Source organism: Pseudomonas saxonica (genome assembly GCF_007858365.1).
In the GTDB taxonomy this organism is placed as follows: domain Bacteria; phylum Pseudomonadota; class Gammaproteobacteria; order Pseudomonadales; family Pseudomonadaceae; genus Aquipseudomonas; species Aquipseudomonas saxonica.
Genome location: NZ_VFIO01000006.1, coordinates 1 through 14,039, shown reverse-complemented (window position 1 = coordinate 14,039; position 14,039 = coordinate 1). Strand labels below are relative to the sequence as shown.

The 14,039-nt window shown below is 57.1% G+C and carries 13 protein-coding genes and 4 pseudogenes; 10 read left to right on the top strand and 7 right to left on the bottom strand.

Going from position 1 to position 14,039, the window contains the following annotated elements; translation table 11 throughout:
• Position 1 precedes the first annotated feature (1 nt).
• A complete protein-coding gene (locus FJD38_RS15455) occupies positions 2-337 on the top strand; it encodes a DUF3325 domain-containing protein (protein WP_146386117.1) in 336 nt (111 codons plus the stop codon).
• A gap of 527 nt (positions 338-864) precedes the next feature.
• Here the strand turns inward: FJD38_RS15455 and FJD38_RS15445 are convergent.
• The 5 genes from FJD38_RS15445 to FJD38_RS15425 form a co-directional block, all read right to left on the bottom strand.
• A complete protein-coding gene (locus FJD38_RS15445) occupies positions 865-2,253 on the bottom strand; it encodes a sensor histidine kinase (protein ID WP_122783604.1) in 1,389 nt (462 codons plus the stop codon).
• Complete coding sequence (locus FJD38_RS15440) at positions 2,231-2,914, bottom strand: response regulator transcription factor (RefSeq protein ID WP_122783605.1); 684 nt, start codon at positions 2,912-2,914, stop codon at positions 2,231-2,233. The genes FJD38_RS15445 and FJD38_RS15440 overlap by 23 nt, the downstream gene beginning before the upstream one ends.
• A gap of 153 nt (positions 2,915-3,067) precedes the next feature.
• Positions 3,068-5,197, bottom strand: coding sequence for an oxidoreductase (locus FJD38_RS15435; protein WP_146386115.1), 2,130 nt, complete (start codon positions 5,195-5,197; stop codon positions 3,068-3,070).
• Between the two features lie 50 nt (positions 5,198-5,247).
• Entirely contained in the window at positions 5,248-6,075 is an 828-nt protein-coding gene (locus FJD38_RS15430; protein WP_122783607.1) for an alpha/beta fold hydrolase, read from the bottom strand.
• 17 nt (positions 6,076-6,092) lie between these two features.
• Positions 6,093-7,424 (bottom strand): spinster family MFS transporter, encoded by a 1,332-nt coding sequence (locus FJD38_RS15425; RefSeq protein ID WP_122783608.1) that lies wholly within the window; start codon positions 7,422-7,424, stop codon positions 6,093-6,095.
• A 194-nt stretch (positions 7,425-7,618) separates the two neighbouring features.
• Between FJD38_RS15425 and FJD38_RS15420 the strand changes: the two genes are divergently transcribed.
• From FJD38_RS15420 to FJD38_RS15410, 3 genes are all read left to right on the top strand, one after another.
• Positions 7,619-7,903 (top strand): flagellar biosynthesis anti-sigma factor FlgM, encoded by a 285-nt coding sequence (locus tag FJD38_RS15420; RefSeq protein ID WP_146386113.1) that lies wholly within the window; start codon positions 7,619-7,621, stop codon positions 7,901-7,903.
• Positions 7,900-8,334, top strand: a complete 435-nt coding sequence (gene flgN / locus FJD38_RS15415; protein ID WP_146386111.1) for a flagellar export chaperone FlgN — start codon at positions 7,900-7,902, stop codon at positions 8,332-8,334. The genes FJD38_RS15420 and flgN overlap by 4 nt, the downstream gene beginning before the upstream one ends.
• 150 nt (positions 8,335-8,484) lie before the next feature.
• Positions 8,485-9,051 carry an isochorismatase family protein gene (locus FJD38_RS15410; protein WP_146386109.1) on the top strand — a complete coding sequence of 189 codons (567 nt, stop codon included), beginning with the start codon at positions 8,485-8,487 and terminating at the stop codon, positions 9,049-9,051.
• Between the two features lie 2 nt (positions 9,052-9,053).
• On the opposite strand, the pseudogene FJD38_RS15405 reads toward FJD38_RS15410, so the two are convergent.
• A pseudogene (locus tag FJD38_RS15405) lies at positions 9,054-9,206 on the bottom strand (transposase domain-containing protein); the annotation flags it as partial.
• Here FJD38_RS15405 and tnpB point away from each other — a divergent pair.
• From tnpB to FJD38_RS15385, 4 genes and pseudogenes are all read left to right on the top strand, one after another.
• Positions 9,187-9,489 carry an IS66 family insertion sequence element accessory protein TnpB gene (gene tnpB, locus FJD38_RS24665; protein ID WP_208727520.1) on the top strand — a complete coding sequence of 101 codons (303 nt, stop codon included), beginning with the start codon at positions 9,187-9,189 and terminating at the stop codon, positions 9,487-9,489. The pseudogene FJD38_RS15405 and the gene tnpB overlap by 20 nt on opposite strands.
• 50 nt (positions 9,490-9,539) lie before the next feature.
• Positions 9,540-10,493: pseudogene (locus FJD38_RS15395) on the top strand (IS66 family transposase).
• The gene (locus tag FJD38_RS15390; protein WP_244302738.1) at positions 10,494-11,024 is read left to right on the top strand and encodes a GNAT family N-acetyltransferase; all 531 of its coding nucleotides are present in this window, start codon (positions 10,494-10,496) and stop codon (positions 11,022-11,024) included.
• A 282-nt stretch (positions 11,025-11,306) separates the two neighbouring features.
• On the top strand, positions 11,307-11,873 hold the full coding sequence (locus tag FJD38_RS15385; RefSeq protein ID WP_146386107.1) for an isochorismatase family protein: 567 nt from the start codon (positions 11,307-11,309) through the stop codon (positions 11,871-11,873).
• A gap of 2 nt (positions 11,874-11,875) precedes the next feature.
• Here FJD38_RS15385 and FJD38_RS15380 read toward each other — a convergent pair.
• A pseudogene (locus tag FJD38_RS15380) lies at positions 11,876-12,025 on the bottom strand (transposase domain-containing protein); the annotation flags it as partial.
• A gap of 84 nt (positions 12,026-12,109) precedes the next feature.
• Between FJD38_RS15380 and tnpC the strand changes: the two are divergent.
• Positions 12,110-13,204: pseudogene (tnpC, locus tag FJD38_RS15375) on the top strand (IS66 family transposase); the annotation flags it as partial.
• A gap of 20 nt (positions 13,205-13,224) precedes the next feature.
• Positions 13,225-13,815 (top strand): nucleotidyltransferase family protein, encoded by a 591-nt coding sequence (locus FJD38_RS15370; RefSeq protein ID WP_244302737.1) that lies wholly within the window; start codon positions 13,225-13,227, stop codon positions 13,813-13,815.
• The last annotated feature ends 224 nt before the right edge of the window (positions 13,816-14,039 follow it).

Below are 14,039 nucleotides of genomic sequence, written 5' to 3'. Positions count from 1 at the left end.
TATGGCGGGTCATTTCTTTGCAGCGCTGGCCTGTGCCTACATCGCCATGCTGGCGTTGTGTCAGGGGCTTGAACGCCACTACAAACAGGTCTGGCATACCGCGCCGTCGCCACGACTGCGTCGGTTATTACGTGGTGGCGGCTGGTTGAGTCTGGCACTGAGTTTTTACTTCAGTGGCCAGGCGTGGGGATGGGCGATGGGCCCGGTTGGCTGTTTCGGGCTGATCTCGTTAAGTGGTTTCGCGCTGCTTATGCTGCTGCCTTACCGGCCACGGCTGGCGGTGTGGTTGCCGGTGAGTTTTGCCCCGATGTGGGCTGTAGGGGTGATGCTGTTGTAGCTCGGTTGGGGACACTTGAGCGCAGCGAGGGCCGTACGCGGGAGCGGAAGCGTTTTGGTTACTTTGTCACGGTCCGACACTCGGCTTTTGCAAAGTGACACGCCGTAAGGGCGTAACCATTACTTCAGCTAGACGCTAATAAATGGATACGTACTTGCAGCTTTTAATCGGCCTGTGTACATATCCATTTCATGTATCACGGCTTTCTACGGGTTCCGCCCTTACGGCGGCTCACTTTTGTCAAACAGCCGAGTGTCGGACCACCACAAAAATAAGCAAAAAGGCCTTGCCCCTGCGTACGGCCCTCGCTTCGCTCAGGTGTCCCTCACTCCGGTCCCGCTCCGTGGGCACGCTGCGACGGGCCATCCATGGCCCGATCGCAGCTCTCCCGGCATCCATGCCGGTCGACCCACTCCGCGAAACCTCCACTCGGCCTCCCGACGGGGCAGCAGATCAAGATCAAAAGCCAGATCAAAAGCAGATCAAAATCTCGGTGGCGATGAGGGTATCTATAGCATTCGCAGTGCTTACAGGTTATTGATCAAACTCTGCCGACAGTGCAGCGTCAACCAGGCACCGCCGTTGTCGCGGTTACGCACCTCCAGTGTAAAACCATGCAAACTGACAATCGCCGCCACAATGGATAACCCCAGCCCGAAGCCTGCATGGGTGTCATCACACCGATAAAAACGCTGAAATACCGCCACACGCTCAGCCTCCGGAATACCCGGCCCGGTATCCAGCACTTCAATACGCGGGCTACCTTCATCGTTGACTGCACGCAAAATCACCTCACCACCAGGCGGGGTGAATTTGATCGAATTGCTCAACAAGTTGCTCAGCGCTTCAAACAATAAGGCACGGTCGCCGACCAAGCTTGGGAGCGGTTCGGCAGCATCGAGAACCAACGTGATCTGGCCTTCTTCTGCCAGTGGCAGATAAAAGTCGTACAGTTCCTGAAGTAAAGGCAAGGGATCGAGTTGCAAGAAGCCCGAGCGACGCTGGTGGTCTTCCAGCTCGGAAATCCGCAACAACCCGCGAAAGCGCGCCATCAGGGTGTCAGTTTCACCGATCACTTCTTCCAGTTGCAGGGCTTCAGGGGAACCTTCTGCCGCTTGCTGTTGAATCCGGTACAACTGAGCTCGCAGCCGGGTCAGCGGGGTGCGCAGGTCGTGGGCGATGTTGTCGCACACGCCTTTGACCTCATGCATCAACAGCTCAATACGGTCGAGCATGGCGTTGACAATCGCGGCCAGCATGTCGAGCTCATCGCGTCGATCCGACAGCGGCAGGCGATAGGTCAAGTCACCCGCGACGATGGCTTCGGCGCTGGCCTGAATCGCGCGCACCCGTTGCAATGGGCGTCGGCGCAATAAGTGCCAGCCAGCAATGCCGGGGATGATGGTCAGCGATATACCCCACAACAGCGCGTGAAGAATGATCCGCGTCACAGCAAACAGTGAGCCGTTATCGCGCACCAGCACCAGCCAGCGACCATCGTGAGTCTGCGTGGCTACGGCGTCGCAGCTGTCTTGCGGCAGGTTGGGGTCATCGGAAACGATGCAAGTGCTCAACTCATGGATTTCACCATCCAGCGGCAGGTCTTCAGGAATGCTCTGGATGGGGCCGCTTAGCGGTCGCTTTTGCGCATCAAACAGCCCGTAAGCATCCACGGTGCGCATATCGAACGTCAGGCTGGTGGCCAGCGCTTCGTCCAGCTGCTCGCCCTGAAAGCGTGAAAACAGGTGCTGGCGTTGCATCAATGAGTGCTTGGCCAGGTTGCCCAGATAGTCCGACACTTCGTAATACAGCACCCCCATGAGGATGCAACTCCAGGCCACGAACAAGAAGCTGTACAGCGCCAGCAGTCGGCTGCTGGAGGAGCGCCAGCCCTTAGAGGGGTTCGGCAATGACATAGCCGGAGCCTCGAACGGTGCGAATCAATGGCACCAGGCCCTGAGGATCAATTTTTTTGCGCAGACGGCCAATGTGCACGTCGATCAGGTTAGTGCCAGGGTCGAAGTGATAGCCCCAGACTTCTTCAAAAATCATCATGCGCGAGAGGATTTGCCCGGTGTTGCGCATCAAAAATTCCAGCAGTTTGTATTCGGTGGGCAGCAGGCTCAGTTGCTGCTCGGCGCGACTGGCTTCGCGGGTGATCAGGTTCAGCTCCAGATCGGCCACACGCAACGAGGTTTCGTGTTTGTCGACCGGGCTTTTACGGCGCAACAAGACTTCAACCCGGGCGGCCATTTCGTCGCTGGCAAAGGGTTTGGTCAGGTAGTCATCGCCACCGGCGCGCAGGCCACGAACACGTTCATCAACATCGGACAGGGCGCTGATCATCAGAATCGGTGTGCTGACGCCGATGGTGCGCAAGGTGGTCACAATGGCCAGACCGTCGAGTTCAGGGAGCATGCGGTCGAGGGTGATCAGGTCATAATCACCGCTGACGGCGCGTACCAATCCTTCGCGGCCATTGGCGACCCAATCGACTTCCAGTCCGTGGCTGCTTAACTCAGCCACGATCTCTTTTGCCGTTACGGCATCGTCTTCGATGGTCAAAATGCGGGGCATACCTTCACCTGAGTGGGCTTTTTGTCGGTGAGCACATTTTGCCCACAAAAAGCTGAAACGTTTCTTAAGAAAATTTCATGTTCAGCTTAGCGACAGTAAAGGCTAGCCGAAATCCCACTCGGTGTTTGAATCAGGTTACAGCCCGCTGCTGCTTCAGGCTTCGCGGCCGGCTTTATGGCCCGCGCTGATCGCCCCCTCGATATAACCAATACTGTGGCAATCACCAATGCTGCTGGCGGGTAATCCCGCCCGGCTCAGTTCATCCAGTAAATCGGTATTGGGCTGAGCACCGATGGCCAGCACCACCGAGTCGGCTTCACTGTACGCAGCTTGTCCATCAGCCATTTGATAATGCACGCCCTTGCCGTCAATGGCCGTCACACTTGCGCCGGTCTTGAGATCGCCACCGTGCACACGGATTTCATGCAGCACCCGCCAGCGCCGCACAATGGCCAGTTCGCGGCCCAAATGTGTGCCGCTTTCGAGCACAGTCACCTGTCGGCCTCGGGCCAGCAGAAATTCGGCCAGTTCCAGCCCCACCAGTCCGCCGCCGATGATGGTCACGCGCTTGCCCAGGGGCATCCACATCCGCGACAGTTTTTGCAAGGCTTCGCTGCTGTCCGTCACACCGGCCAAACTGCCGGCTTTCATCAGGGTGCGCTGGGTGAAGGACAGTTTACGTTTGGCAATTTCATCCGCGCGGTCGCCGGTCATCAAACGGCGCAATTCGTCCCCGCTCCAGACATGGTCCAGCTCGGCGCCGGGAATGGCCGGGGCTGAACGTTCGGCACCCACCGCCACCAGCACCTGATCGGCAGCCAAGTCGCGCAACAGGGCAGGGCTGGCCGTGGTGTTGAGGCGAACATCAATCGAAGATAGCTGCACCTGCACCTTGAGGTTGTCCAGCAGCCGGGCATTTTCGGCATAGGCCAGGCCAGCAAAGAACAGGGTGCCGCCCAGACGGTCGCTGCGCTCCAGTAATGTCACCCGATGCCCGCGCAGGGCCGCGACACGAGCCGCTTCCATGCCGGCAGGCCCGGCGCCGATGATCACGATATGTTTGGCTGTGAGTGCCGGGCTGATGACGTATTCAAATTCATGCCCGGTCATGGGGTTGACGGCGCACTTGACCCGTTCGTTGATAAAGATCTGGCTGACACAGACATAGCAGTAAATGCACGGCCTGATGGTGTTTTCCTGGCCATTGATCAATTTGTTCGGCAGCTCAGGGTCGGCCAGCAGCTTGCGGGCCATGGCGATAAAGTCACAGTCGCCGCGTTTCAAGGCGGCTTCGCCTGACTGCGGTTCAATACGGCCCACCGCAATCACGGGCAGATTGATGCTGCGCTTGATCGCCGCTGTCCATTCCAGAAAGCCGTCGGGCTTTTGCACCAGTGGTGCTTCGGTAAATACCACGCCGCTGATGATGCGCGCGCTGGCCGATACGCTGACCGCATCCACGCCAGCGGCCTCAGCCATGCGCGCCACGGCCTGAGCGTCCTGCAAACTGATGCCGTTGGGGGTGTGCAGTTCTTGGGCATCGAGCCTCAGCCACACGGCAAATTCATCACCGACCTTGGCCCGCACGGCGGCGATGATGTCCAGCAGCAGGCGGGCACGGTTTTCCAGCGAGCCGCCATAATCGTCTTCACGCTGGTTGTAATAAGAGGACAGGAAACCGGCAATGATGTAGCCGTGGGCCGCGTGTATTTCGACACCGTCGAACCCGGCTCTTTTGGCTCGGTCGGCTGCCATGGCAAACCAGTCGATCATTTGCGCGATGTCGGCGTCGTCCATAACCCGGATCGGCGAGCCTTCAGCGCGACGTTTCATGGAGCTGACAAAGTTGTTCAGCTCTTCGGGTGTCAAGGCCGCCATCATGTCGCTTTGCAGCACTGGTGGTACTGAGGGCACCCACAGCTGCCGACCTTCAGCCATGTCACGCACCGAGGTCTTGCCGGCGTGTTGCAGTTGCATCGCAATTTTCGCACCGTGTTGGTGAACACGTTCAGCGAGGCGGCTGAGACCGGGGAGGAATTCATCGCTGGACACCCCCACCTGAAAGGGCTCCGCGGTGCCGGCCGGAAACGCCACCGAGCACACGCCCATGATCAATAAACCGGCGCCGCCTCGGGCGCGGGCTTCGTAATACGCTTGAATGCGTTCACCACAATGACCATCGGCTTCAGCGAAATTGGAACCCATTGGCGCCATGATGATGCGGTTACGCAGCTGGAGTGAACCGATGCGTCCGGGTGCCAGCAACTGAGGGAATTTTGTCATTGTTATTTCAGTCCGAGCTCAAGTGATGGAGATGAAGCTTCAGGCCTCGGTCAGCTTCGCAGAAAGTCCAGGCAGGCCTTGTTGAACAACTCGCGGTGCTCGACCTGAACCCAGTGGCCGCAGCGATTGAGCATGATAAAGCGGGCATTGGGTGCATGCTTCAGCACTTTCAGGGCGCCAGAGGCAGGGTTGAAGTTGTCATCAGTGCCCCAGAATCCGAGGATCGGCGCTTGCAGCTCTTCGAGGCGATCAGTCATGTTCGGAACCATCATGGTGGCGAACAGATTACGTGGCTGGTGGATGGCCACGGCCACGCGTTCGGCCAGCAGGTTGTCGTCCAGTTGCGAACTGTCGAACAATTGCAAACTCATAATCCGCCGCATTTGTTCAATGCCCAGCGGCCCGGCGCTGTACAACTCGACCATGCGCTGGATGCCGATCATCTTGAAGTACGTTTCACGTTCTTCCACGCCCCCCGGTGCCATGAGAATCAACTTCTCTACACGTTCGGGCTCTGCCAGCGCCAGGCCCAGCGCGATCGCGCCGCCCAGTGAGTTACCGAGCAGAATCGCGCGTTTGACGCCCACCGCCTTGAGAAACCCGGAGATGGTTTTGACGAAAAAGTCGAGATCGTAGTTCACGTCTTCGGGTTTGTCCGAGCGCCCGAAACCCGGCAAGTCCACCACCAGATTGCGAAAGCCGGCGGCGACAAATTGGGGGTAGTTGCCTTTGAAATTGCTGTAGCCGCTGGCGCCCGGGCCACTGCCGTGCAACCACAGCACGACCGGTCCGCTGCCCTCGTCGAGAAAGTGCAGGCGCAGGCCGTTGTCGAGGGTGACGAAGTGGCCGATCGGCAGTGGCAGGTCTTGTTCAGTCATTACAGGCTCTCCAAATATCAGGCGCTGACAGCGTTCGCCAAAGGGGCGGGCGACGGCGCGATGTGGTTCAGGTGATTACGGTAGCGCGGCAAGGCCATGGCCAGGAAAACCGAGGCCACTACCAGCAGCGATACACAGGACGCCAGGGCATAACGCAGGCCTTCGCTGCCCAGTCGATGGGCGAAGCCGTCACTGAGCATGCCAATCAACAGCGGGCCAACGCCGACACCGAGCAAGGTCATGGCCATCACGAAAATAGCGGTCGCTTGCGCCAGTCGAGTCGCCGGGAACAGATGCGAGATAGCCCCCAGACACGGCGTTGCCCACCACGTACCGAAGAAACTGAACACGCTGTAAAACAGGAATGCTGTGGGCACTGGCGTGTTACCGATTGAAAACGCAGTGCCGACGGGCCAGAGGAAGTAGGCAAGGCCAAACGGGATACTGATCAGCGTGCCAATTAACGGCACACCGATTTGCCAACCCTTGTCGCGGCGCGCCAGACGGTCGCAGAGAATGCCGCAAGTGAGTGTGCCCAACGTCGCCCCTGCGCCTCCGGCCACCCCTGCCAACAACCCTGCATCTTGCAGGCTTAAACCGTGGGAACGGATCAGGAAGCTGGGGCTCCAGGTGCCGATGGCATAGCCGGCGATGGCCGCTGATCCCCCGGTCAGTACCAGCCACAGATAAGACGGAGTTTGAAACAGCTCGCGGATAGTCTTGGCCCAATGTGTTTGCACAGCTTGCCGTGGATTGACCAGCATCGTCGGTTTGGGCGCCCGCACGGTCAGCATCAACAGCAAACCGAGGAAAATGCCCGGTGCGCCGATCACCACAAAGGCAGTGCGCCAGCCGTAGTGTTGAGCGATCCAGCCGCCCAGCCCCAAGCCAAAAATAGCGCCCAGGCTGGAGCCCAGCATCAGGACAGAAAGGGCGGTTGAGCGCCGTTCTGGTGGGTACAGATCGGAGACCATCGCCATCGACGGCGCGGTGCCTCCGGCCTCACCGATAGCCACCCCGATGCGGGCGACCACCAGCATCGTGAAACTGGCGGCGAGGCCACAGAAAATCGTCATCAGGCTCCAGGCAATGCAACTGAGCGCGATGACGGGTTTGCGCCCGATACGGTCGGACAGGCGCCCCAGCGGAAAGCCGAACACCGTGTAAAACACCGCGAACGTCACGCCTGAAAGCAGTCCGATACCGGTGTCGGAAATGCCGAATTCAGCTTTCACTGGTTCGATCAAAATCGCCATCAGCAGCCGGTCGATGTAATTGAACACGTAAATGGCAGCCAATACGCCTAATGCGTAGTGAGTTCGCCAGGTAGGGCGCACAAATGAATTCACAACGGGTTCTCCCGGTTTTGTTCTAGTTATCGAGTTATTCCACGGACAGGGTCGTGGGTACATCGTCCATTTAGACCAGCTACCGGGTTGGCAGGGAAGAACAAAGCGGAGCAGATTTTTTTTGAAAAATTATTTAAGTACGAGCTGCAGTGCGTCGCCTTGGGTTCTTATACCTCCTGGTTCTGGAACCCATCATGGAAATTACCCGTCAGCCGGCTACTGGTTTTAGCCGATGTGCCGAGCCTGCGGGCACCGGCAAAAGCCCGTCTGCCACAGACAAAGCCGTCGCTGCGGTCAGCGCCCCGACCAGTGTCAAACCAGGCCTGGAACAGATCCAGTTAGTTTTGGGGCAACTGCCAACGCTGGACCTGGACAAAGTCGCAAGCCTCAAATCCGCGTTGGCGGCGGGTGAGTTGGTCACTGACACTGCAGCATTGGCGGCAGCAATGCTTGTTTATCATCAGGGTGATAGTCGTTGAGTCAGCGTGATCAACTGCTCAGCATCATTGAGCGGGATGTATTGGATGACGTCACGGATTTTGCCCTGCTCAATGAGCAGATGACCCGTCTTCACGGGCTATTACTGGCCCGTGACACGGATGAAATCAACGTGGCCAATGAGAGCATTCTGCTGTTGCTTGATGCTGTACGCGGGCGTGCTCGTCGTCGCAGCAAAGTGTTGGCTGCCTTCCAGCTAGGCGCAGGGAGCCAGGCAATGGATACCCTGATAGGTTACTTGGCGCCCGTCAGGCGAGCACGGGTACACACTGCGTGGAAAGAAGTGGTGAGTGGTGCAGAGCGATGCCTTTTGCTGAATGAGCGCAATGGCAAACTATTAGCTTTGCAGAGCGATATAGTCCAGCGGTTACTGGACCCGCAGGCGGGGGAGCTTTACGCGCCGGAGTATTGAAATAATCAGTGGCAGAGTGATCCAACATCCGGAGGTTGCAGGTGCAGGGGATAGCAGTTCCCAGGCAAGTTTCGCCTGCAATCAGTTGCTGGTAGAGGCTCGTAGCAGCACACTCTGTCTACTTGCCCCACCTAAAGGAGACGAAATTATATGAAGGATCAATCCAGCCCTATTCCCCTTGTTATCCTTGACGTTCAGGATGCCATTGATCGCCCGAATTGGGATGGCAAAAATAATCCTGAGTATGTGGTAGTGATCCAACGCCTTCTCGATCACTGGCGATCAAACGGCTGGCCAGTTCTTTACGTGAAGCACGATGAACAGACTCCTACATCCAGCTATTACGTCCATGGCCCCTGGAATGGCATCAAGAAAGACGTTGCCCCGATAAAGGGAGAAACCGTCATCATCAAACAGGAAAACTGCGCCTTCATTGGCACCGAACTGGATGCCATTCTTAAAGGGATGCAGGTAAAGCGTTTGGTGCTGGCGGGCGTTGTCATTCATAACAGCATGGACGCTACAGTCCGTGCGGGAAAAGCACTCGGATACAGCATCATCCTTCCCTCAGACGCCACGACAGCCGTGCCCGTCGTCGGGGCGCATGGAAAGTCCTGGGACGCCACAACCGTTCATGAACTGACCTTGGCAATACTCGGTGATGAGTATGCCGATGTTATGTCATCGGACGAAGTGCTCGCACAGCTCACCCTATGAAGTTATGTAGGCACCCACTGACGCGGTAGCAGGTGACCTATTTCACTCGCCCGTTGCGTCGGCAGGCGCGTGAGGACGTCCTTCAAATAAGCATATGGATTATGCCCGTTGAGCCGCGCCGACTGGATCAAACTCATGATCGCCGCCGCGCGTGCCGGCACTGAGACGGCATTGGCCAGAATGGTCGCGGTGTTCGGTGCGGCAAAGCCGCACTGCGCTTACCTTTTTGCCAACCGCCGGGCGAACCGGATGAAAGTCCTGGTGCACGACGGCGTCGGTATCTGGCTGGCGGCACGGCGCTTGAACCAAGGTAAGTTTCATTGGCCCGGCATCCATCGTGGCACGGACGTCGAACTCGACCCCGAACAACATCAGGCGCTGGTGCTGGGATTGCCTTGGCAACGAGTCGGTGCGGGCAGCGCAATTACATTGCTTTAAACGCTGCCTTTCAGCTGTAGCACTCAGGCTGCTTTGGTAAAATCCACGGCATGACTTCCTTGCCCGATCTCGACCAAATGCCCCCTGAACAACTGCGCACGCTGGCTGCGCAGTTGATATCCAAGGTCGACACCCAAAGCAGAAAGATCCATCGCTGAAACGATCATCGAGCAGCTCACCCACGAAATCGCCATTCTCAAGCGGCACAAGTTCGCCAAGCGGAGCGAGCAGATCAGCCCGGCGCAAGGCAGCTTGCTCAATGATCTGCTCAATACCGACCTCGAAGCCATCGAGGCGGAGCTAAAAGCCCTTCATCCCCCACCTGCGCAGACAGAGCCACGCCAGCAACCCAAGCGTGCGCCATTGCCGCCGCAGTTCCCGCGCACCGTGATCCATCACGAACCTGACACCACTCAGTGCGCTTGCGGCTGCCAGCTTCAGCGCATCGGTGAAGACGTCAGCGAGAAGCTGGACTACACGCCGGGCGTGTTCACCGTCGAGCAGCACGTTCGGGGGAAATGAGCGACAAAGATCGCTGGCGATTACGCCAGGAAACAGCAGCGCCCATCGCCGAAAAACTGCATGAGTGGATGCTGACCCAACGCGAACTTGTGCCCGAGGGTTCGGCCACGGCCAAGGCTCTGGATTACAGCCTCAAACGCTGGGTAGCGCTGACGCGCTACTTGGAAGATGGTGCTGTGCCCATCGACAACAATCAAATCGAGAACCTAATCCGGCCGTGGGCGCTTGGGAGGTCGAACTGGTTATTTGCCGGGTCGCTGCGCAGCGGTAAACGAGCTTCGGCAGTCATGAGTTTGATACAGTCGGCTCGCATGAATGGGCATGATCCGTATGCCTATCTCAAAGATGTGCTGACGCGGTTGCCGACGCAGCGGGCGGGTCAAGTTACCGACCTATTGCCTCATAACTGGCAATCGATTATTCCCAACCGAGACGCCCATTCACTCGCGTGTATTGGACGCTCCAATACAGAGAGCAGTTGAATGCCTGAAGCACAAAAGATAGCTATTCGCGATGCGACGGATCAAGACGCTCTGTGTATCGCAGTACTTGGCATGCAGGTGTTTCTCGACACCTATGCTACAGAGGGAATTCGGGACTCTATCGCAAAAGAAGTCTTGGAATCATTCTCTCCAGACAACCTGTCAAAGATAATCGCTAAGTCGGACACTTTTATTATCGTCGCAGAGGTTGATGACCACCTAGTTGGGTTCGCGCAGGTAGCTATGAGCACTGGTCATGATCTGATTTCTCATCCAAATTCGTCCGAGTTGCAACGGCTTTATGTACAAGAAAAATTCACAGGAAAAGGAGTCGGATATAGATTGGTCGAAGAGGCTGAGAAATATGCCTACCTTCGCGGCGCATCTCTACTCTGGGCCACCGTCTGGATTGGGAACAATCGTGCCCTCATGTTCTATCCACGGCAAGGTTATGAGCACCTAGGATCGCCCTCGTATACATTTCAAAACGAGACGCACGAGAACCGGTTATTTGGGAAAATTTTGGGCTAGGACAATTCCCTTCGCCAATTCAGCTTTACACACTTGGGGTTTTCGGCTGCCTTTTTTTCAAAAAGCGGCAAGAGCAGCGACGCGTCAGAGGGGAAAGCATTTACTCCTTACATGCCTACATCGTAAGCGTCTGCCGAAGTCACCTTGCATAAGCTAGAGGGTCATTACGAAGAGCTTCACGGATAGCAGTTCCCAGGCAAGTTTCGGCTGCAATCAGTTGCTGGTAGAGGCTCGTAGCAGCACACTCTGTCTACTTGCCCCACCTAAAGGAGACGAAATTATATGAAGGATCAATCCAGCCCTATTCCCCTTGTTATCCTTGACGTTCAGGATGCCATTGATCGCCCGAATTGGGATGGCAAAAATAATCCTGAGTATGTGGTAGTGATCCAACGCCTTCTCGATCACTGGCGATCAAACGGCTGGCCAGTTCTTTACGTGAAGCACGATGAACAGACTCCTACATCCAGCTATTACGTCCATGGCCCCTGGAATGGCATCAAGAAAGACGTTGCCCCGATAAAGGGAGAAACCGTCATCATCAAACAGGAAAACTGCGCCTTCATTGGCACCGAACTGGATGCCATTCTTAAAGGGATGCAGGTAAAGCGTTTGGTGCTGACGGGCGTTGTCATTCATAACGGCATGGACGCTACAGTCCGTGCGGGAAAAGCACTCGGATACAGCATCATCCTTCCCTCAGACGCCACGACAGCCGTGCCCGTCGTCGGGGCGCATGGAAAGTCCTGGGACGCCACAACCGTTCATGAACTGACCTTGGCAATACTCGGTGATGAGTATGCCGATGTTATGTCATCGGACGAAGTGCTCGCACAGCTCACCCTATGAAGTTATGTAGGCACCCACTGACGCGGTAGCAGGTGACCTATTTCACTCGTCCGTTGCGTCGGCAGGCGCGTGAGGACGTCCTTCAAATAAGCATACGGATTATGCCCGTTGAGCCGCGCCGACTGGATCAAACTCATGATCGCCGTCGCCCGTGCCGGCACTGAGACGGCATTGGCCAGAGTGGTCGCGGTATTCGGTGCGGCAAAGCCGCACTGCGCTTACCTCTTTGCCAACCGCCGGGCGTGTTCACCGTCGAACAGCATGTGCGTGGAAAATGGGCCTGTCGGCAATGCGAGACACTGATTCAGACCCCGGTGCCGCCGCAGGTGATCGACAAGGGCATCCCCACTGCCGGCCTGCTGGCGCACGTGATGGTGGCCAAGTTCGCCGATCACCTGCCGCTCTATCGACAGGAGAAGATCTTCGGCCGTGCCGGCTTGGCCATCCCTCGCTCGACACTGGCGCAGTGAGTTGGCCAAACCGGCGTGCAGCTTCAGCCTCTGGTCGATGCACTGCGCGAAGTGGTGCTGGCCCAGCGCGTGGTTCACGCCGATGAAACGCCAGTACAAATGCTAGCGCCCGGCGAGAAGAAAACTCACCGCGCTTACGTTTGGGCCTACAGCTCTACGCCGTTCTCGGCCCTAAAGGCTGTGGTATACGACTTCAGCCCCAGCCGCGCCGGTGAACACGCACGCAATTTCCTGGGCACCTGGAACGGCAAGCTGGTCTGCGATGACTTCGCCGGCTACAAGGCCAGCTTCGAGTCGGGTATCACCGAAATCGGCTGCATGGCGCATGCTCGTCGCAAGTTCTTCGACCTGCACGTGGCGAATAAAAGTCAGTTGGCGGAACAGGCGTTGCACTCGATTGGCGCGCTGTATGAAGTCGAGCGGCACGCCAAGGACATGAGCGACGAAGACCGTTGGCGATTACGCCAGGAAACAGCGGTACCCATCGCTGAAAAACTCCATGAGTGGATGCTGGCTCAACGCGAACTTGTGCCCGAGGGTTCGGCCACGGCCAAGGCCCTGGATTACAGCCTTAAACGCTGGGTAGCGCTAACGCGCTACCTGCAAGATGGTACTGTGCCCATCGACAACAACCAGATCGAAAACTTGATCCGGCCGTGGGCGCTTGGACGTTCGAACTGGTTGTTTGCTGGGTCGTTGCGCAGCGGCAAACGAGCGGCGGCGATCATGAGCCTGATCCAGTCGGCGCGCATCAACGGGCATGATCCCTATGCTTATCTCAAGGATGTGCTGACGCGGCTGCCGACGCAGCGAGCCAGCGAGATCGAGCAACTGCTGCCGCATCAGTGGATATCTGCATAGCTTGAAAAGGGGAGTTTTTCGTGGACGATATATCAATAATCCAAGCGCTTATTTCAGAAGATCCCATCCGCTGGCGACTACTGAAAATGGTGCGTTCCCTCAATTTGCCAGACTGCTGGATAGGAGCAGGTTTCCTCCGAAACGCGGTTTGGGACTATTTACACGGGCGCAGTCCTTCTCCTGTATCAACAGACGTCGACGTCATTTGGTTTGATCATAAACGTTGCTCTCCAGAGGAAGATAAAGCCTTGGAGATGCTCCTCAGAGGGCTAGACCCGACTGCAATGTGGTCTGTAAAAAACCAAGCCAGAATGCATGTTCAGAATGGGGATGAACCCTACCTTTCAACGACCGACGCAATGCGCTACTGGCCGGAAACCGCAACAGCGGTAGCCGTCAGACTAGGAGAGTCAGGTTCATGCGAGGTCGCAGCGCCATTGGGCCTCGATGATCTGTTTGGGTTGGTTATCAGACCAGCAGGGAAGTTTGCCACGGAGAAAACAAAGATCTATCAAGAACGGTTCAAGTCCAAAAACTGGATAGATATCTGGCCACTTCTCACGCTTGCATCAGCGCCTTTACCTTCAATCCCTTGCGTCAAGGCGACTTAACCGGACGCTTACGGTGCAATTGCTCTTGCTCTTGCTCTTGCTCTTGCTTTTGATCTTGATCTTGATCTGCCGCCCCTTCGGGAGGCCGAGTGGAGGTTTCGCGGAGTGGGTCGACCGGCATGGATGCCGGGAGAGCTGCGATCGGGCCATGGATGGCCCGTCGCAGCGTGCCCACGGAGCGGGACCGGAGTGAGGGACACCTGAGCGAAGCGAGGGCCGTACGC